Origin of the sequence: Streptomyces sp. NPDC049627 (assembly GCF_044465645.1) — a bacterium.
Taxonomy (GTDB): domain Bacteria; phylum Actinomycetota; class Actinomycetes; order Streptomycetales; family Streptomycetaceae; genus Streptomyces.
Genome location: NZ_JBITLW010000005.1, coordinates 485,509 through 507,112, shown reverse-complemented (window position 1 = coordinate 507,112; position 21,604 = coordinate 485,509). Strand labels below are relative to the sequence as shown.

The following is a 21,604-nucleotide window of genomic DNA, read 5'->3' as shown; positions in this document are numbered from 1 at the left end:
AGTGCGTCTAACTAATAACTCTCCTAACTAATGACGGCTGCACGCGTCGTCGTACGCGACAATGGGGGAATGCCCACGACCGCCACGCCCCTGCAGATCGGCCCGCACACCGTCCAGCCGCCCGTCGTCCTGGCTCCCATGGCCGGGATCACCAACGCGCCCTTCCGCACGCTGTGCCGTGAGTTCAGTGGGGGCAAGGGGCTGTTCGTCAGCGAGATGATCACGACTCGGGCGCTGGTCGAACGCAACGAGAAGACCATGCAGCTGATCCACTTCGACGCGACCGAGAAGCCGCGCTCGATCCAGCTGTACGGAGTCGACCCGGCCACCGTCGGCAAGGCCGTCCGCATGATCGCGGAGGAGGGGCTGGCCGATCACATCGACCTGAACTTCGGATGTCCGGTGCCGAAGGTGACCCGGAAGGGCGGCGGGTCCGCGCTGCCGTACAAGCGGAATCTGCTGCGGGCGATCCTGCGGGAGGCCGTCAGCGGGGCCGGTGACCTTCCGGTCACGATGAAGATGCGCAAGGGCATCGACGACGATCACATCACCTACCTCGACGCCGGGCGGATCGCCGTCGAGGAGGGCGTGACGGCGATCGCGCTGCACGGCCGTACGGCTGCCCAGCACTACGGCGGCACCGCGGACTGGGACGCCATCGCGCGGCTCAAGGAGCATGTGCCGGAGATCCCCGTGCTCGGCAACGGGGACATCTGGTCGGCCGAGGACGCCGTGCGGATGGTCCGGGAGACCGGCTGCGACGGCGTCGTGGTCGGGCGGGGATGCCTGGGGCGGCCGTGGCTGTTCGCGGACCTGGTGGCGGTGTTCGAAGGCCGTACGGCCGACATCGCGCGTCCGGCCCTCCGCGAGGTCGCCGACGTCATGGTCCGCCACGCCACGCTCCTCGGCGAGTGGATCGGCGACGAGGCCCGCGGTGTCATCGACTTCCGCAAGCACGTGGCCTGGTACCTGAAGGGCTTCGCGGTCGGCTCGGAGATGCGCAAGCGGCTCGCCATCACGTCGTCTCTCGATGAACTCCGCTCCGGCCTGGACGAGTTGGACCTCGACCAGCCGTGGCCGGCCGGCGCGGACGGTCCGCGCGGGCGTACGTCCGGCAACAACCGCGTGGTGCTGCCGGACGGTTGGCTCAAGGACCCGTACGACTGCGCGGGGATCAGCGAGGACGCGGAGCTGGACACGTCCGGCGGCTGAGCCGAACGGCCCCCTCCGGGGGCTCGGCCATCCCTGCCCCCCACCCACCCGATGCGGGGGTCTGGGGGCGGCAGCCCCCAGAAAGGGGCGCGGGGAACTGCGCGATCAGCCCCCACGCACCCGCAGCCGCAAGACAACCCATGGGGGCGCAGGGGGCGAAGCCCCCGCCGGGGTCGAAGGGGCGGAGCCCCTGGGGATGGGACGGGTAGGGGCGGCGGGGGCGAGAGACCTGCCGGCCGGCTCGGGAACGGAGGGTCACCCCGTCGACGGGTGCGGTGTAGAGCCGTACGCCTTCAAGAAGCGGTCCCGGAAGGCGCTCATCTTCCAGACCGGCGCGTCGTGGGCCGGCTTCAGACCATCCGTCCAGTTCCAGGCGGCGATCGCATCCAGCACCTCGGGGTCCTTGGCGACGATCGAGACGGGGACATCCCGACTGGCATGGTTCCCGCTGACCCGGGCGATCGGCTGGTGGTCGCCCAGGAACACCAGGACCGTGTCGTCGGTGCCGTAGCGCTCCAGCCACTCGGTGAGGCTCGTGACCGAGTACTGGATCGACTTGCCGTACTCCTGCCGGGACTTGGTGGTGTCGGCCATGATGTCCGCGGGCTTGTTGCCCGCCTTCTGGATCGGGCCGAAGGCCGAGCCGTCGCCGAGTTCGTCCCAGCCGACCGACTTCGGGATCGGCGCCCAGGGCTGGTGACTGGAGGTCAGGATGATGAACGACATCAGCGGCTTGTCGTGGCTCTTGCCGTGCACCCGGCGCTGGAATGCCTCGAGGGCGTACTGATCGGGCATCGTCGACCAGCTGAACTTCGGTCCCTTGTACCCCAGGTCGAAGGCGTCGTAGACCTTGTCCAGCCCGTACCACTTCGACTCCGGCCAGCCCTTCTGCACGCCCGGCATGATGCCCACCGTGTCCCAGGCGCCGGTCTTCTGGAAGGCCTTGGTGAGGGTGAGGTGGGTGCCGTCGCCCGCGGTGACCGTGCGGTAGCGGTTCTGGTTGTCGATCCACAGGCCGGACATGGTCGTGGAGTGGCCGAGCCAGCTGCTGCCGCCGTACGTCGCCGAGGTCAGCCAGCCGCTCTTGGCGTGGAAGCCCGCCTTGGCCAGCGCGGCCGTGCTCGTGTCGAGCGTCCTGTCGACGCCGGGCGCCATGATCGGGTCCTCGATGGCGCTGCGGCCGTAGCTCTCGATGAACGTGAAGACGACGTCCTTGCCGCGCAGGTCGGGCACCAGCTGGTCGGCGGGCGTGTTGCCGAACGTGTCGGACCTGGCCTCCTTCGCGAACGCCGCCTCGTCGCGGAGGGTGGTCCGCACCGCGGCCGCCTTGAACTTGAGGACCGAGGCCGTGCGGTGGGAGGCGATCGGTGTGCCGGCGAGCTGGAGGCCGAACGCGGTGCAGGTGATCCAGACCGTGCCGGCGATCAGCGTGCCCCGGGACGCCCGCGCCTTGTGCCGGGCCAGGACGTTGCCCAGCCGCACGGTGGCCAGTGCGACGAGGGCGACCAGCAGGACGACGAGGGCGATGGCGCCGGCGGTGAGGCCGAGTGCGGCCGTCGCGCCGAGCGAGTCCTTCATGTACGACTGGGCGTCGTCGAGCAGGCTCCAGTCGAGGACGACATTGAAGCCCCGGCCGAGGTATTCGTTGAACCCCATGTCGAGCATCTGCAGCACGGTCAGCATCCCGAGCGCGGTCCCGGAGAGCGCCGCCACCAGCAGCCGGGGCCGCCGCGGCAGCGCGACCAGCACCACGGCCGCCATAATCATCTCCGCCGGGATGTGCAGGAACGCGCTCGGCTTCAGCCCGGGCAACGAGCCCGGCATCAGCAGACACACGTGGACGAGGACGGCGGACAGTCCGGTGATCGTCCAGCCGATGGTGCGGGCGGCCGTCGGGTGGCGGGACGGCCAGTCGGCGAGGCGTGCCCGGAAACCCGCTGCCTTCGCGGGCGGCGCCTCCTCGGTGGATTCCTCGGGAGGCGTGTCCACGGCGACGGCGTCGTCGGCAGTCGTGTCGGGCTGTTGACGCGTGCGCGTGAAGACAGGCACCCGAAGGTCCTTCCGTGCGAGACCCCTGGTGGGAGTGGTGCGGCGGGCCTCGCTGGGGAGGTGGCGGGTCCGTGGAGGTGCGAGCACGCCCCCACGCCGCCCGGCACACCGAGAGCACGCACCGAACGACGCGGGAACGCACCCGCACCTCCACGGACCCGCCGGGCCCGCCGCCATTCCGTACGGCGGGCCCCCAGCTCCTGTTCAGCCCTCCTGCCCCAGCGCTCGGCAAACCCTCGGCAAACGCCAGGCCAACGAGCCTGTCACGCCCCTCCCACCGCCGTCAGCAGCGCCAGCGGGGCCGCCGCCGAGCGGGACTCCCGTACGCACGCGTGCGGGTACGGCACCGGCTCCGCGTGGGTGTCGCGGCCGTAGCCCGCGATGACCTCCGGCAGCCGGTGTCCGGTGGTCGTCGCCGCGTCGACCAGGGCGTGGGCGACCATGCGGGCCTCGTCGTGCAGGCCGTAGCGGGCCAGGCCCAGGGCGATGAGGGCGTTGTCGTGCGGCCAGACCGAACCGCGGTGGTAGGACAGGGGGTGGTAGGCCGGTTGGCCCGCCGCCAGGGTGCGGACTCCCCAGCCCGAGAAGAAGTCGGGTTCCAGGAGGCGGCGGCCCACCAGCTCCCCGTACTCCTTGTCCAGCAGGCCGGACCAGAGCAGATGCCCCGCGTCCGAGGCGAGCGCGTCCACCTGCCGGCCCCCGCCGTCCAGCGCCAGCGCGGGGAAGGAGTGCTCGGGCATCCAGAAGTCCCGCTGGAAACGGTCGCGGAGGTCGGCCGCCGCCTGTTCCAGGAGGGCCGCGTAGGTCTCGTCCTGCCACACCGTGCGGGACAGCCATGCCGTGCGGCGCAGGGCGTCGTACGCGTAGCCCTGGGCGCCCGCCGCCATCACCGGGCCGCCGGGGCGGGTGCCGTCGGCCGAGCAGATGGCGCCGGGGGAGTCCTTCCAGTTCTGGTTGGCCAGACCGCCCTGGTCGGCCCGGTAGACCAGATAGCCGCGGGAGGTCAGCCCGCCGTGGTCCAGCATCCAGGCGATCGCGGCGCGGGCGTGGGGTTCCAGGCGGCGCGCCGACGTCGTGTCGCCCGTCTGTTCCACGTACGCGCCCAGCAGGATCAGGAACAGCGGCGTCGCGTCCACCGAGCCGTAGTAACGGCCGTACGGCACCTGCCCGAAGTGCGCCAGCTCGCCGTGGCGTACCTCGTGCACGATCTTGCCTGGCTGGGACACGGCGTCGATGCCGGTCTCCGTCGCCTGGGTCGCGGCGAGTGCCGGGAGGGTGGCGGCGGCGAGCCGGGGGCGGTAGGGGAGGGCGAAGAGCGAGGTCAGAAGGGCGTCGCGGCCGAGCAGGGTCAGGAACCAGGGGGCCCCGGCGGCCGGGACACGCAGTTCCTCGCCGTCGAGGCCCGTCGCCGGGACCTGGAGCGAGGCCAGGTCGGCCAGGCCCCGGGCACAGGCGGCGGCCAGCTCCGGCCAGCCCGTCGGGAAGGCCACGCCCTCGACGAACTCGCCTTCGAGGGAGAGGAGTTGGTCGGTGAGGGCGGCGGGTGAGCGCGGCACGCGCAGCGCCCGTTTGTCGCCGTGCGGACGGGCCATCACCCGAAGGGTCAGTTCCGCTGTGCCGTGCGGTTCCAGGTCCAGGGCCCAGACCAGGCGGCGGGCGCCGGTGCCCGTCTCCTCGACGCCGTCCGGGGCGGGCTCGGCCGTCACGGTCGTGAGCGATCGCCACTCGCCGCGCTGGTAGGTGAACTCGACGCCGTGGTCGAGGACCTGGCGGGAGCGGGTGGCGCCGGTCTTGGCGTAGGTGCGGTGGTCGGAGCGGAGCTCGAACTGGTCGGTGAAGTCGGCGTCGGCGGTGATGGCGAGGTGGACCGTCGTCGGGACCGGGCGGTTGCTGGTCACGCGGAGCGATTCGACGAACGAGGCGTCCGAGACCGCCTGTTCGCGGAAGAGGGTGTAGGCGGGAGGTTCGTTGCGGCCGCCGCGCGGGACCAGGACACAGCGGGCCGTGTCCCCGTCGGCGACCGGGGAGAGGACCTCGCAAACGGCCCCGTCCACCGTGAGCTGCCAGCGGCTCAGATGCCGGGCGTCGCGTACGAATAACCCGTCCGGGGAGCCGACGCCCCGCACCCCGCTGATGTCCCCGCCGTCGCCGACGGCGGCGAACGTGCCGCCGTACACGAGCAGATGATGCCGGTCCGTCATCCCCGGTTACCTCCCTTGACTTCCGAGACTGCAGTGACAGTGACTTCCGGGATCGCGGTGCCGGTGACGTCCGGGACCGCGGTGCCAGTGCTGTGCAGCAGGTCGAGCGTGAGCGCGGCGGTCCAGCCGAAGCCGGTGGCCCCGCAGGCCTCGCCGGTGTACGGGTCGACGTACTCGGCGAAGTCGGAGGCGTCGGCCAGCTCCAGCGCCGACTCCCGCAGGGCGTCGGCACGCCGCCGCTCGCCGTGCGTGCGCAGGCCGCGCTCCAGCAGCCAGGCGGTGTTGAACCAGGCCGGGCCCCGCCAGTAGCGGTGCGGGTCGAAGGCCTCGCCGAGGAGGTCGTACGACGGGGCGAGGCGGGTGGTGTCGCCGAGGCCGAAATGCGGGCCGTGGGCCGTGCGGACCAGGGCGGCGGTGATGTCGCGCGGGAGAGTGGGCAGGAGGAGGGGGATCAGGCCGGAGACGCTGCGTTCGGGGATCAGCTCCCCGGCCGGTCCCTCGCCGCGTACGTCGCGGCAGAAGAACATCCCCTCGGCCGGGTCCCACATGCGCTCGATCAGGGCCGCCGTCAGCCGCTCGGCGCGTGCGTGCCGGGCCGTGCCCGTGGCCCCCAGCTCCCGCGCGATCCGGGCCAGCGCGTGCTCGGAGGCGATGAGCAGGGCGTTGAACGCCGGGTCCTCGACGGCGAAACCGCCGGTGCCGGCCCCGTATCTCCCGCCCGGCCCATCCCTGTATCCGGCACTCCGGTAGTCCGTCGCCAGCCGCACGTACCGCCCGTAGTCCAGATCCGTCGGCCGGTCCTCGGCCGCCCCGTGGTCGAGGTCGGCGCGGCGGAAGGAGCGGGCCGGGGCGGGCGTGACCCTGCTCAACGGCGCGTCCCAGCAGGGGCTGTTGTCCATACCCTGTTCCCAGGGGTGCACGACGGACGCGAGGCCGCCCCCGCCCAGGTCCCGCCGGTGCAGCAGATAGCGGTGCCAGGCCGCCAGGCGGGGATACACCCGGGTGAGGAACCCGCGCGCCCGGGACAGTCCCGGGTCGGCGCAGTGCACCAGCCATGCGGCCAGCGCATGCACCGGTGGCTGCACGATGCCCGAGGTCTGTACGGTGCGCGGGGCGCCCGCAGCGCGCCCCGCGGTCGAGGAGCGCCAGAAGTCGGGGCTCGGGAAATAGGCGTCGAGCGGTACGGAGGGGTTGAAGACGATGTGCGGGATCCGCCCGTCACCCCACTGGGCGTCGAGCAGCGTCTCCAGCTCCGTCTGCGCCCGTAACGGCGAGAGGTGCCGCAGGCCGATCGCGATGAACGCCGAGTCCCAGGACCACTGGTGCGGGTACAGGCCGCGCGAGGGCACCGTAGAGGTGCCGGTCCAGCTGGCCTCCAGCACCCGGGCGGCCCTGACGTGCAGCGAACCGGCCGCGGGCGGCGGATCGTATGCAATGTCACGCTCGGCGCGACGGGCTGTGAGCTGGGCAGTGCGATCCACTCGGGGCTCCCCGAAAGACGTCCGGCCGACCTGGTCGGTCATGGCTACCGTAGGGTTACGTCTATTTAACACGCAAAACCCAATATGTAATGCAGGGTTGAGAAACACAAGGGGGTGCGCATGACCGGTCAGCCGGGTCGGACGGGCAGGACCACCAAGAGCGGTGCTCAGGCGGGCGCCGGCGATCTGCTCGCACTCGTCCGCAGCGGGCGCGCCACCACGCGCGGCGCCCTCCAGCAGGCCACCGGACTGTCCCGCGCCACCGTCGGCCAGCGCCTCGACCGCCTCTTCCGCGCGGGCTGGCTGCGCGAGGGCGCCGGCGGTCCCGTGGACTCCCCGCTGGGCGGCCGCCCCTCCATCACCCTGGAGTTCGACGGCGAGCACGCGGTCGTCCTCGCCGCCGACCTGGACACCCGGCACGCACGCGCCGCCGTCCTGTCGCTGACCGGCGAGATATTCGCCGAGCACAGCGGAACGCTGGTCGTCGAGGACGGGCCGGACGCGGTGCTGGGCGAACTGGGGCGCTGGTTCGCGGAGCTGCTGGAGAAGGCCGGGCGCGAGGCCGGGGAGGTGTGCGGCATCGGGCTCGCGGTGCCGGGGCCGGTGGACAGCGAGACCGGCCGGGTCGTCCAGCCGCCGATCATGCCGGGCTGGGACGGCTACGACATACGGGGCCGGCTGGCGAGAGCCTTCACCGAGCACACGGGGGCGGGGGCCGTGCCGGTCCTGGTCGACAACGACGCCAACCTCATGGCGTACGGCGAACAGCGCACCGGATACCCGGACTGCTCGGCGTTCGTCCTGGTCAAGGTGTCGACGGGTATCGGTGCGGGGGTCGTCGTGGACGGCTCGGTGTACCGGGGCATCGACGGGGGCGCGGGCGACATCGGGCACATCAGGGTGGGCGCGGACGCGCTGTGCCGCTGCGGGTCGTACGGCTGTCTGGCCGCCGTCGCCAGTGGCGGCGCCGTGGCCCGGCGGCTGGCCGAGGACGGGGTGCCGGCGGCCTCCGGCTCGGATGTGCGGGACCTGCTGGCGTCCGGGCATCCGGGGGCGGCGGCGCGGGCGCGGGAGGCGGGGCGGCAGGTCGGGGACGTACTGGCGACGGTCGTGACGCTGCTCAACCCCGGGGTGCTGATGATCGCTGGGGACCTGGCGGGGACGCCCTTCCTCACCGGGGTGCGGGAGTTGCTGTACCAGCGGGCGCTGCCCCGCTCCACCGCTCATCTGGACGTCGTGACCGCGCGGCTCGGGGAACGGGCCGGGCTGGTGGGGGCAGGGGCGCTGGTCGTCGAGCATCTGTACGCGCCGGAGCGGGTGGAGGAGCGGCTGCTGGTCCTGGGCGTGTGACGTCCGGGTTTCCGTCTTGAAGCGCGTCCGAATGGCGTCCGCATGGTGAAATCCGGCGCGCTGTGGCAGCGTGATTCTCACCACCCTTGATAAGGGTTGCGCTCAGATGAGCGGATCTTGAGCGGCTGCACTTCTCCAAGGGGTGGCACTCGGTGCCACCCCTTGATCGTTCATCGATCGAAATCAGACGTGCAGGATGGCCGCTCATTTGAGCGGAGAACGGTGCCTGTGGGTGCCCTTGCGTTCAAGAAGTGAAAACATCCGCCCGTCTCAGCTTGCCAAGCTTTGACTTTCGATCCGCTGGCTGACGACTGGTTACGGGCGCATGTCGCGTGAGTGGACGTACCCAGACGCCTTCGATCTGGGTATGTTCCTCGCCGTCAGGGCAGCCACCGCGTCCTCGAGGGAGTCGAGACCGTGTCGGAAAACAAAGAACCCCACGTAGCGAAGTTCGTTTACGACTTCACCGAGGGAAACAAGGACCTCAAGGACCTCCTGGGTGGCAAGGGCGCGAACCTCGCCGAGATGACCAACCTGGGACTCCCCGTTCCCCCGGGTTTCACCATCACGACGGAAGCCTGCAAGGTCTACCTCGACAGTGGCGAGGAGCCGACGGCACTGCGTGACGAGGTGAGTGCGCACCTCGACGCCCTCGAGACGAAGATGGGCAAGAAGCTCGGCCAGCCCGACAACCCGCTGCTCGTCTCGGTCCGCTCCGGCGCGAAGTTCTCCATGCCCGGCATGATGGACACGGTCCTCAACATCGGGCTCTCCGACAAGTCCGTGAAGGGCCTCGCCGACCAGGCCGGCGACGAGCGGTTCGCCTGGGACTCCTACCGCCGCCTCATCCAGATGTTCGGCAAGACCGTCCTCGGCGTCGACGGCGACCTCTTCGAGGAGGCCCTCGACAAGGCCAAGGAGGCCAAGAAGGTCACGGTCGACACCGACCTGGAGGCCGCCGACCTCAAGAAGCTGGTCACCGCCTTCAAGAAGATCGTCAAGAAGGAGGCCGGCCGGGACTTCCCGCAGGACCCGCGCGAGCAGATGGACCTCGCCATCAAGGCGGTCTTCGACTCCTGGAACGGCGACCGCGCCAAGCTGTACCGCCGCCAGGAACGCATCCCGCACGACCTCGGCACGGCCGTCAACGTCTGTTCCATGGTCTTCGGCAACCTGGGCCCGGACTCGGGTACGGGTGTGGCGTTCACGCGTGACCCCGCCTCCGGCCACCAGGGCGTGTACGGCGACTACCTCCAGAACGCGCAGGGCGAGGACGTGGTGGCGGGCATCCGCAACACCGTCCCGCTCGCGGAGCTGGAGACGATCGACAAGAAGTCGTACGACCAGCTGATGCAGATCATGGAGACGCTGGAGAACCACTACAAGGACCTCTGCGACATCGAGTTCACGATCGAGCGCGGTCAGCTGTGGATGCTCCAGACCCGCGTCGGCAAGCGCACGGCGGGCGCCGCCTTCCGGATCGCGACCCAGCTGGTGGACCAGGGCCTGATCGACGAGACCGAGGCGCTCCAGCGCGTCAACGGCGCCCAGCTCGCCCAGCTGATGTTCCCGAAGTTCGACGAGAACGCCAAGGTCGAGCAGGTCGGCCGGGGCATCGCGGCGTCGCCGGGTGCGGCGGTCGGCAAGGCGGTCTTCGACTCGTACACCGCGGTGAAGTGGTCGCGCTCCGGTGAGAAGGTCATCCTGGTCCGCCGGGAGACCAACCCCGACGACCTGGACGGCATGATCGCGGCCGAGGGCATCCTGACCAGCCGCGGCGGCAAGACCTCCCACGCGGCCGTCGTCGCGCGCGGCATGGGCAAGACCTGTGTCTGCGGCGCGGAGGAGCTGGAGGTCGACACCAAGCGGCGCCGGATGACGGTGCCGGGCGGGCACGTGGTGGAGGAAGGCGACGTCATCTCCATCGACGGGTCGAGCGGCAAGGTCTACCTGGGCGAGGTCCCGGTGGTCCCGTCTCCCGTCGTGGAGTACTTCGAGGGCCGGATGCACGCCGGCGCCAACGACGCCGACGAGCTGGTCGAGGCCGTGCACCGCATCATGGCGTTCGCCGACCGCAAGCGCCGGCTGCGGGTGCGCGCCAACGCGGACAACGCCGAGGACGCGCTGCGCGCCCGTCGCTTCGGTGCGCAGGGCATCGGTCTGTGCCGTACGGAGCACATGTTCCTGGGCGAGCGCCGCGAGATGGTCGAGAAGCTGATCCTCGCCGACACGCAGGACGAGCGTGAGGCCGCCCTGTCGGAGCTGCTGCCGCTGCAGAAGAAGGACTTCGTCGAGCTGTTCTCGGCGATGGACGGCCTGCCGGTCACGATCCGCCTCCTCGACCCGCCGCTGCACGAGTTCCTGCCGGACATCACCGAGCTGTCGGTCCGCGTCGCCCTTGCGGAGTCCCGCCAGGAGTCCCACGAGAACGACCTGCGCCTGCTCCAGGCGGTCCACCGCCTGCACGAGCAGAACCCGATGCTGGGCCTGCGCGGCGTACGCCTCGGCCTCGTCATCCCGGGCCTGTTCACCATGCAGGTCCGGGCCATCGCCGAGGCCGCGGCCGAGCGCAAGAACGCCAAGGGCGACCCGCGCGCCGAGATCATGATCCCGCTCGTCGGCACGGTCCAGGAGCTGGAGATCGTCCGCGAGGAGGCCGACACGGTGATCGCGGAGGTCGAGGCCGCGACCGGTACGTCGCTCAAGCTGTCGATCGGCACGATGATCGAGCTCCCGCGCGCCGCGCTGACCGCCGGTCAGATCGCGGAGGCGGCGGAGTTCTTCTCCTTCGGCACCAATGATTTGACGCAGACGGTATGGGGCTTCAGCCGGGACGACGTGGAGGCGAGCTTCTTCACGGCATACCTGGAGAAGGGCATCTTCGGCGTCAGCCCGTTCGAGACGATCGACAAGGACGGCGTGGGCTCGCTGGTCGCCGCCGCGGCGAAGGCGGGCCGTGAGACCCGCCCCGACCTGAAGCTCGGCGTCTGCGGCGAGCACGGCGGTGACCCGGAGTCGGTCCACTTCTTCCACGAGGTCGGCCTCGACTACGTCTCCTGCTCGCCGTTCCGGATCCCGGTGGCGCGCCTGGAGGCGGGGCGCGCGGCGACGCAGTCGGAGGGCAGCGACCACCGGTGAGCCCGGCAAGGGGTGTCGGTAGGCCTCACGGCCACTGAGACTCCGGAGCCGTCGCCCGTCCCCGACCCTCAAGACCGATGGGCGGCGGCTCCGGTGCACGAAGAGAGGGCGGCACCCTGTGCGGGGGTGCCGCCCTCTGCTGCATCGTCTGTGGAGACTGTCAAGGTACGTCGCTGACCAGGGCAGATGGCGTTTGTTGGCGTTGGTTGCCGTTGAACCTGCGGGAAGCCGTTGTGCCCTCGCTGTGCCCTCCACGCGCGGCTGGGGCGCCCGCGTGTGGGTTCAGGCGGCGGCGGAGGCTTTCCGTTCGCGAGGGTGCCTCAACACGTTTTCCAACTGTGTTGGTCGGACATCGGGGTGGGTTCAGGGGCGTTCACCTGCGTTCATGGGCGGTTGGCCGCCGGTGTCGGGACGGTCCCGGGTCTCGCCTGAACGGCCGTGACGGCGCTGAATGAGACGGAAACTGAGAGGGCCGCCGGGGCCGGGCTCGCTAGCAGGTTGCCCCGGCTGTTCGGCTTGCCCTGCGTGAGGGTTGGACTCCGACGGCTCCTCGGCTTCGACCAGTCCGCCAGCTTCACGCCTTCCTAATGCGAGGCTAGCCTCCATCCATGAGCCTCACTACGGCGTCGACTGTGTTGGCACTGTTTATATCCGTCGTATCGCTGGCGGCGTCCTCTGTTGTGTCGGCAAGGCAGATAAGGCTCGCGCACAACTCGAACTTGTTACCCGTAGTTGTCGAGCTCTTCCGTGAGACGAGGCAATCAGAGTTCTCCCGTGCCATCGAGTACATCAAGTCCGACCTGGCACGAGACCACTCGCCTGAGTTCGGGTACCGGCGGTTACCAGATGAACCGCTCGGTCACGTCCGCCGCGTGAGTCTCTTCTACGACGACGTAGGCAAACTTGTCGCTCACGGCATAGTGGATGAGCGACTGATCATTGGTTCCTACGGGCCCAACATCCTCAACATGTGGGAGGTGTTGGCCCCATACATATATCGAGAGCGCGAGCTGACGACGAAAGCAATGATCTACTTTGAAGATTTGGCGCACCGCGCCAGAGTAAGGCCGCAGGCCCGCGTCCACGCTGAGCTGGGCCTCCGCAGCGCTCCACCGCCATCCTCCCCAGCTGCGGAGTGAGCTCCTGCCGACGCACTGGGCTGCCCAGCGACAACCTTGATCGTGGCTCGTGCCAGGTACAGTGCTGCGCTCGCTGCGTCCACTTCGATGGGGCCAGTCTGAACCTCGGCCGACGACAGTCAGCCACGCCGGCGGGTGCGCCGACCGACCACGCAAGCGTATGTCTCGCTGCACCCCCACTGCCCTCAACCACGCTGCAACCTCCGTCGACCAGAGCAAGCCGCCCCGACCGGCCCGTGACGATGATGCCTGAGCCCTCAGCTTGGGAAGCTGCGATCATTTGTTGCCGGTTCAGGCGCTGACCTGGGCGAACGGTCGAGGCGCGGCCCCGTCGGGCTCGGCTGCTTCCACCGTGATTCCCCGCTGTTCCCCGCTCGGTCTGGTGCGGTTGTGGTGCGGCGACGGGCGGATGGCTCGGGCGTTCTCGCCAAGTCGCTCTCGCTGGGCGGCGTCGGCTCGGCGTCCCCGCCGTACAGGTTGGCGCCGAGTCGCTCTCGGCGTCTTGTCCAGGGTTCCTGAGATCGCGTAGATCGGTGACCAGACAGCTCGGTCGCGCACGATCCCCTCAAGGTCGTCGGACTTGGGCCGGATGGTGATCCACTCATCGTCCACAAGGTCAACCTAACTCCCCCGGTAGGTGGTGTCTCCGAACCAACCGCAGCCGAAGGCCAACACGCCTCCCAAGCCTGTTGGTTGGGTGAGAGCGAGAGAGGCGCATTTTTTGGGGCGGTAAGGGAATGCCTCGCAAGAAGGTCCCTTGCCATCGATGCTTGGAGTGGAGCGATGGGGGCTGCCTGGGGGCGGTATCGATCAAGACTGCGTCTGGTAGCGATGGCAGCTGTCATTGGATCGACGCAAATGGGTAGTTCGGGTGTTGGTTGAGTCGAGGCGTATCGCCGACGCGCGACAGAGGTTCCCTGCCTTACAAAGCGGCTGCAGTCAACTGCCAGCCGCCCACCCGATCACAGCCGAGGTGGTACATCTCGCAGATCTCTTGCGACAGGAGTCGCAGGATTCTCCATGAAGGCGCATGGGGATGTTGAGTCACTGAATGGAGGCACGGTGGACGGATCATTGGAGTGGCGGAAGAGTTCTCACTCTGCAACAGCACAAACGTGCGTGGAGATTGCTCAGGCATCATTAGGCGTGTGGATACGCGACAGCAAGGACGTGACAATGTCACCTCTGCATGCTTCCGCCAACGCTTGGCAGTGCTTCCTGAAAGACGTAGCCGTGAGTCATCAGATCCACTAGGTCGGTGGAGCGGCTTTGGGGTGTCGCTGCTTTGGCGCGAGTGATCATGGTCCCGTAAGCTTCCGGCGCGTCGGGCAGGTAGTGGACCTGCCCGGTAAAGCACGCCGTTGGGGCCATGATCTTCGAGGCTCGCGCCAAAGTGGCTCCGTAAAGCCGCGGAGCCGACCGCCCCAGCCAGCGGTATCACGCGGTGATGGAGGTCGCCGCGGGGGTTCCGGTCACTCAAGTCGCGGCCCGGTATGGGGTGTCGAGGCCAGGAGCAGCACGCAGGACGCGACGACGGCCTGCGGGAGGGTTTTGATCCACTCCTCGCGCGGGGCAGCACCCGCTCCGTCTCAGGCCTCCGGGACGGCGACGGTGCGGGCCGCGGCCTGCTTGAGGTGTTCGGCGAACACGGCCTCGGGGTCGGGGACGCCGAGGCGGTGCAGCGTCACCATCGCCGTGATGATCACGTCGCAGACCTCCGCCGTCACGTCGTCCCAGGTGTGGCTCTCTCCCTTCCGCGGGTTCGTGCCCGTCGCTCCGATCACGGCCTGGGCGGCCTCGCCGAACTCCTCCCCGATCTTCAGCACTTGCAGGACGCGCCGCTGCGCCGCGGGCACGTGCGCTGTCGCCCGGTCGAGGAACGCTGCGAGTCCGGCCGTGGTCTGCCACGCGGTCGTGTCCACGTTGGTGTTCCTTTCTTCGGGTGGGCGAGCCAGGAGGAGTCGCCCACCCGGAGGAACGTAGCGCGGCGCGGATGGTCACCGGCACGGCCTCAGCGGCGGCGTCCGCTCAGCCCACCAGCGGAGGGCGATCCGCGTACTCGTCGTGACCGCCGGGCACTGGCCGCGTGTCGAGGTAGAACCACTCGGCGTCCGGCCCGGGTGCCGGTGGAGTGTGTGGTGCCGGTGGAGTCGGTGCCGTCGTCGAGAGCGGCGTCGGCTCCGTCGCCGAGGGCGCAGGCTTCGCCGGCCCCGGCATCAGCAGCTCCACCCGCAGCCCCAACCCCCGCTGCTGCGCCGTGAATTCCTCCACCTGGCTCCGGCACGCGTGGTCGAGATGCGTCACGCCGGTCAGGTCCAGGCGGATACGGGGCCTGCCCGAGGCCGCCGCGGACTCCAGGGCCTCGATGACCTGGGGGAGTCGTAGGAAGGTCGCGTTGCCCGCCATGACGACCTTCGCGGTGTCGTCCTCGATGTGCTGCCGGATCACCGTCCGGGACATGCGCAGGGCCGCCAGGACGATCCCGGCCGCCAGGCCGATCAGGACACCCTCCAGCAGCGCCGTCGCCACGATGACCAGCGTGGTCACCGTCATCACCACGAACTCACCCCGGTCCTGCCGCCACATCTTCGGGAACTCCTCCGGCGCGAACAGCTTCCAGCCGCTGTGGACCAGGACACCGGCCAGCACCGAGATCGGGATCAGGGCCAGGACCTGCGGCAGCAGGAGCGCGAAGGCCAGCAGCCACAGGCCGTGCAGGGTGCGCGAGATACGGGTCTTCGCGCCCGCCTGGACGTTCGCCGAGCTGCGGGCGACGACCGCCGTGATGGGGAGGGCGCCGAGGATGCCCGCGATCGTGTTGCCGGCGCCCTGGGCGATGAGCTCGGTGTTGTAGCGGGTGCGGGGGCCGCTGTGCATGCGGTCCACGGCGGCCGCGGTGAACAGGCTCTCCGCGGAGGCGATGACCGTGAAGGTGAGGACGGAGGTGATGATCGCGGTGTCCGCGAGGCCCGCGAACTGCTCGGCTCCCGGCACCCGTACCGACGCCAGCAGGTTGCCGACCTGGAGCGTCTTCACGTCCACGCCGGGCAGCGCGGCGACCGCGATGCCGATACCGACCGCGACCAGCGCCGCCGGGATCCTCTTCACCGGGCCCGGGACCTTCTTCCACACGAAGCTCAGCACGATCGTGGCGATGCCGAGCAGCGCGGCGATCATCGCCTGCCGGTCGGTGAGGATGTCGGCGAACAGGGACGGGATGCCGGCCATGTTCTCGATCGGGGTGCCGGGTGCCTTCGCGTCGGCCATCGGGTAGGCCTGGCTGAACATCAGCGGCAGCCCGATGCCGGCCAGCATGCCCTGCACCACCGCCAGGGAGATCGCCTGGAACATTCGGCCCAGACGTACGACGCCGAGGACGATCTGCAGGATGCCGGAGAACAGGACGATCACGCCGAGCATCGCCACCCCGTGCTCCAGCACCGTCTCCGCGACGAGCGCGGCGAGCCCGGCGGCCGGCCCGCTGACCTGCAGCGTGCTGCCCCGCACCGCGCCCACGACCAGGCCGCCGATCACCCCGGAGATGATCCCGAGCTCGGCGGGGACCCCGGATGCGACGGCGACACCGATGCACAGGGGCAGGGCGACCAGGAAGACGACGAGGGACGCGGTGATCTCGTTGGCGAGGTCCGGCTTCGCGCGGTCGGCCTTCGGCGCCCCGATGCGCGTACGCCCGCGCGCATGCGCCCCGCTCATCCGCTGTGCACCCGGAACCGGCCGTCGCCCTCCAACTCGTGCACCTGCCCGGTGTCGACCTCGTAGTACCAGCCGTGCAGCCGCAGCCGCCCCGCGTCCAGCCGCTGCCGCACCACCGGGTAAGTCCGCAGCACGGCAAGCTGGTTGACGACGTTGCCCTGTGCCACGTCGGGCAGCGACGGGTCGTCGGAGGCGGCCGTGAGGACCGGCGCCAGTTCGGGGCGGGCGAGCTGCAGCCAAGCGTCCACGCCCGGCAGGGCGGTGAGGTCGTCGCCGGACTTCAGGGCGCCCATCGCGCCGCAGTGTGAGTGACCGCACACGACGATGTCCTGAACCCCGAGCACCTCCAGTGCGTACTCGATGGTGGCGGCCTCCCCGGACGCGCCGGGGCTGCCGTACGGCGCCACGATATTCCCCGCGTTGCGCAGTTCGAATATTTCTCCGGGGCGCGCCCCGGTAATCAGGGCGGGGATGACCCGTGAGTCCGAGCAGGTAATGAAGAGTGCCTCGGGATATTGCCCTTCGGCCAGTTTCCGGTATTCACCGCTCTCGAAATCCACCCGCCGTTTGAATGAGCGGGCGCGGTCCAGCAATGCCTTCACTAAAGCCTCCTCGGCTGGGAGTTCGGCCAGGTCATCACACCGTAGAGGGGGTCACGCCAGACGAAGGTTAAGCGAAAGCCAGAGCCCGCCCAGGAATTGGACATTCTTTGTCGCACGGCCACGCAAGCGCTTGTTCCCTGTAGCGTGTCGACTTCAGGGCAGAGAATGTCAATTCGAGAGACAGGACCCATGGGCATACAAGTGCTGCTCATCGAGGACGACGAGACGATCGCCGAACCGCTCACCGAGGGGCTGGCGCATTTCGGGCTGACGGTGGATCACGTCACGACCGGTGCCGAGGGGTTGAGAAGGCCGTACGGCGACGTCGTCCTGCTCGATCTCGGTCTGCCGGACATGGACGGCATCGACGTCTGCCGTGGCATCCGGAAGGTCTCGGACGTGCCGGTCATCATCCTGAGTGCGCGGGGTGAGGAGGCCGACCGGGTGCTGGGGCTGGAGCTGGGCGCGGACGACTATCTGGCGAAGCCGTTCAGCGTGCGGGAGCTGGTGGCCCGGGTGCGTGCGGTCACCCGGCGGTCGCAGCGGACGGAGGTGGCGGCGGGTGCGGAGTCGCAGGCCACGGCCGCGTACGAGACGACGCCGCCACTTTCGTACGAGACGACGCCGTCCCGGTCGTCCGAAGCGGCGCCCCCGCTGTCGTCCGAGACCCCGCCGCCCCCGCCGTACGAGGACACCGCGCCGCACCCCGCGTACGCGCCCGGCCCCCTGGTCGTCGACCGCCGCACCCGCCAGGTCTGGGTCGGCGAGGTGCCCGTCACCCTCACCCCCAAGGAGTTCGAGCTGCTGGCACTGCTGGCCGAGGACCCGGGCGCGGTCTACTCCCGGCAGCAGATCCTGGACCGGGTGTGGGATCCGCACTACGAGGGCCCGACCAAGACGCTGGACGTCCATGTCGCCTCGCTGCGGCGGAAGCTGGGCGACCCGGCGTGGATCCAGACGCTGCGCGGGGTCGGCTTCCGGCTGGCCGTGCAGACCGAGCCGGGCGGGCCGCAGGTGTCCTCGCCGTGACCCGCCGGCTGCTGCTCAGCTACCTCAGCCTGGCCGCGCTCGTGCTGCTCTGCCTGGAGATCCCGCTGGGCTTCGTCTACTCGCGCGGCGAGCGGGAGCGGGTGGTGAACGCGGCGAAGGACGAGGCCGAGTCCGTGTCCGCGTACGCCTCGCTGTCCCTCAGCACCGGCCGGGCCGAGCGTGACCTGCCGCGCAGGGTGGTCCACTGCGCCGAGCGGATCGGCGGGAAGGTGGTGATCGTGGACGCCTCAGGCGCCCTGCTCGCCGCCTCGCATCCGCTGTCCGCCGTCATGTCCGCCGATCTCGCCTCCCGCCCCGGTATCGCCGCCGCCCTCCACGGCACCGCGACGGTGGACGTCCGGACGTCGACCATCGGCGGGGTCGAGTACCTCTCGGTCGCCGCGCCGATCCGGCACGCCACGGGGCTGCAGGGCGCCGTGTGGCTCACGCTGCCGACCCGCACGGTGCACGAACGGGTCCATCACGTCTGGCTGTTGCTGGGGCTCGGCGGGCTGGGGGTCCTCACGGCGGTCGCCGTGATCGGGTTCGCCATCGCCTGCTGGACGGGCCGGCCCATCCGCGAACTGCAGCGGGCCACCGACGAGTTGGCGGACGGGGGGCTGGCGGCGCCGGTGGCGATCACCAAGGGGCCACCGGAAGTACGCCGCCTCGCCGCCGCGTTCAACCGTACGGCCGCCCGGCTCGCCCATCTCCTCGACGCCCAGCACGCGTTCGCGGGGGAGGCGTCCCATCAGCTCAAGACGCCGCTCGCGGCGCTTCGGCTGCGGCTGGAGAACCTGGAGCCCAACGTCGCCGTGCGGGGCCGGGGCAGCCTCGCCGCCGCGGTGACCGAGACGGACCGGCTCTCGCGGATGGTGGAGGGCCTGCTGGCGATGGCCCGCCTGGAGGAGGACGCGGCGACGCCGGGCCCGGTCGACGTGGGCGCGGTCTGTGCGGAGAGGCACCGCACCTGGCAGCCGCTCTTCGCGAAGCAGCGAGTCTCCCTCGTGCTCTTCGCCGGCAGCGTGGGCCCGGTCCTCGCGGTGCCGGGCGGGGTCGAGCAGATCGTGGACAACCTGCTGTCCAACGCCCTGCGCGCCTCGCCGTCCGGCTCCACCGTGACCATGGAGCTACGGCTGCACGTACCGGCCCGCCGCGCCCTGCGCGACGCCCGGCCCGCCTGGGTCGACCTGCACATCACCGACGAGGGTCCCGGCATGACCCCGGAGCAGCGGGCCCGCGCCTTCGACCGCTTCTGGCGCGCGCCGGGCGCCCCCAAGGGCGGTACGGGACTGGGCCTGTCGCTGGTCCAGCGGCTCGCGCACGCCAGCGGCGGCGAGGCGAGCCTGCATGCGGCGGCCGCGGGCGGGCTGGACGCGGTGATCCGGCTGCCGTCGGCCGAGGCGCCGCGCGAGGGGCACGGCCCGGCTCCGGAGCGACCCGGGCAGCGGAAGCGGGGGGTGCCGGCGTTGCGCGCGTGAGGCCGCCTGGGCTGCACTCAGGGGAGCGCACACGGGCGGCGGCACGCCGGGGCGTGCACGCGGGTGGCACTCGCATGAGTACGCACGGAGCAGCGCACACGCAGCACCCAGGTACGCCGTCCGGCGGTCACGCACTGGCCACGGTCCGTCCACCATGCGCCCCTAGGTTCCATGCCGCCCCCCACGCACGACCCCGTCGCCGACCGGTGGCGGGGCGGTACGACACCTCTTGGAGTGAGAGTGGAACGTCGTCACCTCCTGCGTGCGGCCGTCCTCGGCGGATCGGCCGCCGTGTTCGGCGGAACCCTGTGGCGCGGCGCCGCGTACGCCGCGCCCGCCCAGCCCGGCACCGGTCCCTACGGGCCGCTGGGCTCCCCCGACGCCAACGGCATCAGGCTCCCCAGCGGCTTCACCAGCCGCGTCATCGCCCGCTCCGGCCAGACGGTCTCCGGAACGTCGTACACCTGGCACAACGCCCCTGACGGCGGCGCCTGTTACGCGGACGGCACGGGCTGGATCTATGTCTCCAACTCCGAGATCAACCCCTCCGGCGGCGCGAGCGCGGTGAAGTTCTCGTCGACGGGTGCGATCACGGGCGCGTACCGGATCCTCTCGGGTACCCGCCAGAACTGCGCGGGCGGCAAGACCCCGTGGAACACATGGCTGTCGTGCGAGGAGGTGTCCCTCGGCTACGTCTACGAGACCGACCCCTGGGGCGTGAACGCGGCGGTCCGCCGGGACGCCATGGGCCGCTTCAAACACGAGGCGGCGGCCGCCGACCCGGTACGCAAGGTGATCTATCTGACCGAGGACGAGTCGGACGGCCGCTTCTACCGCTTCGTGCCGACGACGTGGGGCAGCCTGTCCTCCGGCACCCTCCAGGTCATGGTCGCGGGCAGCGGCACGAGCGGCTCCTTCACGTGGGCGAACGTGCCCGACCCGGACGGCTCCCCGACGACCACCCGCACCCAGGTCTCCGGCTCGAAGTCCTTCAACGGCGGCGAGGGCTGCCACTACGCGAACGACACGGTGTGGTTCACGACCAAGGGCGACAACCGCGTCTGGCAGCTCAACCTCACGTCGAACACCTATGAGTTGGCGTACGACGACTCCCTCGTCAACGGCACGGCCCCGCTCACCGGCGTCGACAACATCACCGGCTCCTCCTCCGGCGACCTCTTCGTCGCCGAGGACGGCGGCAACATGGAGATCTGCCTGATCACCCCGGACGACGTCGTCGCGTCGTTCCTGCGGATCGACGGCCAGTCGAGCTCGGAGATCACCGGGCCGGCGTTCTCGCCGGACGGCAGGCGGCTGTACTTCTCGAGCCAGCGGGGGACGACGGGGAGCTCGTCCGGTGGGATCACGTACGAGGTGACGGGGCCGTTCCGCTCGTAACGACGCCTGAGGCGCCAGTAGTTGACCTCAAAACATCCGGGTCCGGTCGTTCGCAGAACGGCCGGACTCTCCGTTTGCGGCGCGAGGTGCAGGACCTTAGTTTCACGGAGTCGGATTAATCCGATAAAGCCGATAGATCACTTATATCGGCTTTCCTGTTCGTGACAGCGAGAGGACCCTTCATGTCAGTGATGGCTGGCACTCAACCCCTCCAGCAGTTCGGCACGCAGTTCGGCGCTCAGCAGCCGGGCGGCCCGCAGCAGATCGCCCAGGTGGTCCAGCAGACCATCCAGCAGGCGTGTCAGCAGACGGCCCAGCAGGTCGCGCAGCAGGTGCAGCAGACGTTCCAGCAGATCCAGCAACTGCAGCAGCAGCTGCAGCAGCGGCCGGACCTGGCCCAGCAGGCGCACCCGTACCTGGCGCTCGCGCTGCATCGCTCGCTGGCCGGGGCCGTCCGCCACGCCGTGGAGCAGTCGGTGCAGCAGGCGCTGCCGAACACGATCGTGGGGCTGCTCCAGCAGAGCCAGCAGGGCATGCAGGGCATGCAGGGCGGCATGCAGCAGATGGGCGGCGGGTTCGGTCAGCCGTACGCGCAGTACCAGCAGCAGCCCGGCTTCGGCTTCGGTCAGATGGGTCAGCCGTTCGGTATCGGCTGACGTTCGGAGCGGCGTGAGCGGTGCGCCCGGAGAAGGCTCCGGGCGCACCGCGTCAGCACGAGTGACGACGGTCTACGACGTGGTGAAGGTGGACGTGATGGTGAAGGAAAGGCCCGGAAACAGCCGCGCGAGCGAGTCCGGGGGTGGTGCGGGG

At 70.2% G+C, this 21,604-nt stretch carries 15 protein-coding genes and 1 pseudogene; 10 read left to right on the top strand and 6 right to left on the bottom strand.

Annotated features, from left to right (window positions below; translation table 11 throughout):
• The first annotated feature begins 69 nt into the window (after positions 1–69).
• On the top strand, positions 70–1,212 hold the full coding sequence (gene dusB / locus ACIBU0_RS16730; protein WP_398818126.1) for a tRNA dihydrouridine synthase DusB: 1,143 nt from the start codon (positions 70–72) through the stop codon (positions 1,210–1,212).
• Positions 1,213–1,467: 255 nt separating this feature from the next.
• Here the strand turns inward: dusB and ACIBU0_RS16725 are convergent, their stop codons facing one another.
• From ACIBU0_RS16725 to ACIBU0_RS16715, 3 genes are all read right to left on the bottom strand, one after another.
• Positions 1,468–3,261 carry a CDP-alcohol phosphatidyltransferase gene (locus tag ACIBU0_RS16725; RefSeq protein ID WP_398818123.1) on the bottom strand — a complete coding sequence of 598 codons (1,794 nt, stop codon included), beginning with the start codon at positions 3,259–3,261 and terminating at the stop codon, positions 1,468–1,470.
• A 263-nt stretch (positions 3,262–3,524) separates the two neighbouring features.
• Positions 3,525–5,462 carry a glycogen debranching N-terminal domain-containing protein gene (locus tag ACIBU0_RS16720; protein ID WP_398818120.1) on the bottom strand — a complete coding sequence of 646 codons (1,938 nt, stop codon included), beginning with the start codon at positions 5,460–5,462 and terminating at the stop codon, positions 3,525–3,527.
• A complete protein-coding gene (locus ACIBU0_RS16715) occupies positions 5,459–6,943 on the bottom strand; it encodes an MGH1-like glycoside hydrolase domain-containing protein (protein WP_398818117.1) in 1,485 nt (494 codons plus the stop codon). The genes ACIBU0_RS16720 and ACIBU0_RS16715 overlap by 4 nt, the downstream gene beginning before the upstream one ends.
• 120 nt (positions 6,944–7,063) lie before the next feature.
• Here ACIBU0_RS16715 and ACIBU0_RS16710 point away from each other — a divergent pair, with 120 nt between their 5' ends.
• The 5 genes and pseudogenes from ACIBU0_RS16710 to ACIBU0_RS16690 all read left to right on the top strand — a co-directional run.
• Positions 7,064–8,293, top strand: a complete 1,230-nt coding sequence (locus tag ACIBU0_RS16710) for an ROK family protein (RefSeq protein ID WP_398818116.1) — start codon at positions 7,064–7,066, stop codon at positions 8,291–8,293.
• A gap of 417 nt (positions 8,294–8,710) precedes the next feature.
• Entirely contained in the window at positions 8,711–11,431 is a 2,721-nt protein-coding gene (gene ppdK, locus ACIBU0_RS16705) for a pyruvate, phosphate dikinase (protein ID WP_398818113.1), read from the top strand.
• A gap of 608 nt (positions 11,432–12,039) precedes the next feature.
• On the top strand, positions 12,040–12,570 hold the full coding sequence (locus ACIBU0_RS16700) for a hypothetical protein (protein WP_398818111.1): 531 nt from the start codon (positions 12,040–12,042) through the stop codon (positions 12,568–12,570).
• Between the two features lie 1,020 nt (positions 12,571–13,590).
• A complete protein-coding gene (locus ACIBU0_RS16695) occupies positions 13,591–13,824 on the top strand; it encodes a DUF397 domain-containing protein (protein WP_398818108.1) in 234 nt (77 codons plus the stop codon).
• A 175-nt stretch (positions 13,825–13,999) separates the two neighbouring features.
• A pseudogene (locus tag ACIBU0_RS16690) lies at positions 14,000–14,119 on the top strand (helix-turn-helix domain-containing protein); the annotation flags it as partial.
• Positions 14,120–14,159: 40 nt separating this feature from the next.
• Here ACIBU0_RS16690 and ACIBU0_RS16685 read toward each other — a convergent pair.
• The 3 genes from ACIBU0_RS16685 to ACIBU0_RS16675 all read right to left on the bottom strand — a co-directional run bounded on the left by ACIBU0_RS16685 (position 14,160) and on the right by ACIBU0_RS16675 (position 16,886).
• Positions 14,160–14,492: a MazG-like family protein gene (locus ACIBU0_RS16685; RefSeq protein WP_398818107.1), complete on the bottom strand. Its 333-nt coding sequence runs from the start codon at positions 14,490–14,492 to the stop codon at positions 14,160–14,162.
• 106 nt (positions 14,493–14,598) lie between these two features.
• Positions 14,599–16,284, bottom strand: coding sequence for a SulP family inorganic anion transporter (locus tag ACIBU0_RS16680; protein ID WP_398818104.1), 1,686 nt, complete (start codon positions 16,282–16,284; stop codon positions 14,599–14,601).
• Entirely contained in the window at positions 16,281–16,886 is a 606-nt protein-coding gene (locus tag ACIBU0_RS16675; RefSeq protein ID WP_398818101.1) for a carbonic anhydrase, read from the bottom strand. The genes ACIBU0_RS16680 and ACIBU0_RS16675 overlap by 4 nt, the downstream gene beginning before the upstream one ends.
• A 189-nt stretch (positions 16,887–17,075) precedes the next feature.
• Between ACIBU0_RS16675 and ACIBU0_RS16670 the strand changes: the two genes are divergently transcribed.
• From ACIBU0_RS16670 to ACIBU0_RS16655, 4 genes are all read left to right on the top strand, one after another.
• Entirely contained in the window at positions 17,076–17,915 is an 840-nt protein-coding gene (locus ACIBU0_RS16670; RefSeq protein ID WP_398818098.1) for a winged helix-turn-helix domain-containing protein, read from the top strand.
• Entirely contained in the window at positions 17,912–19,396 is a 1,485-nt protein-coding gene (locus ACIBU0_RS16665) for a sensor histidine kinase (protein WP_398818096.1), read from the top strand. Before ACIBU0_RS16670 ends, ACIBU0_RS16665 begins: the two co-directional genes overlap by 4 nt.
• A gap of 240 nt (positions 19,397–19,636) precedes the next feature.
• Positions 19,637–20,794 carry an alkaline phosphatase PhoX gene (locus tag ACIBU0_RS16660; RefSeq protein ID WP_398818093.1) on the top strand — a complete coding sequence of 386 codons (1,158 nt, stop codon included), beginning with the start codon at positions 19,637–19,639 and terminating at the stop codon, positions 20,792–20,794.
• A gap of 182 nt (positions 20,795–20,976) precedes the next feature.
• Complete coding sequence (locus ACIBU0_RS16655; RefSeq protein WP_398818090.1) at positions 20,977–21,450, top strand: hypothetical protein; 474 nt, start codon at positions 20,977–20,979, stop codon at positions 21,448–21,450.
• The last annotated feature ends 154 nt before the right edge of the window (positions 21,451–21,604 follow it).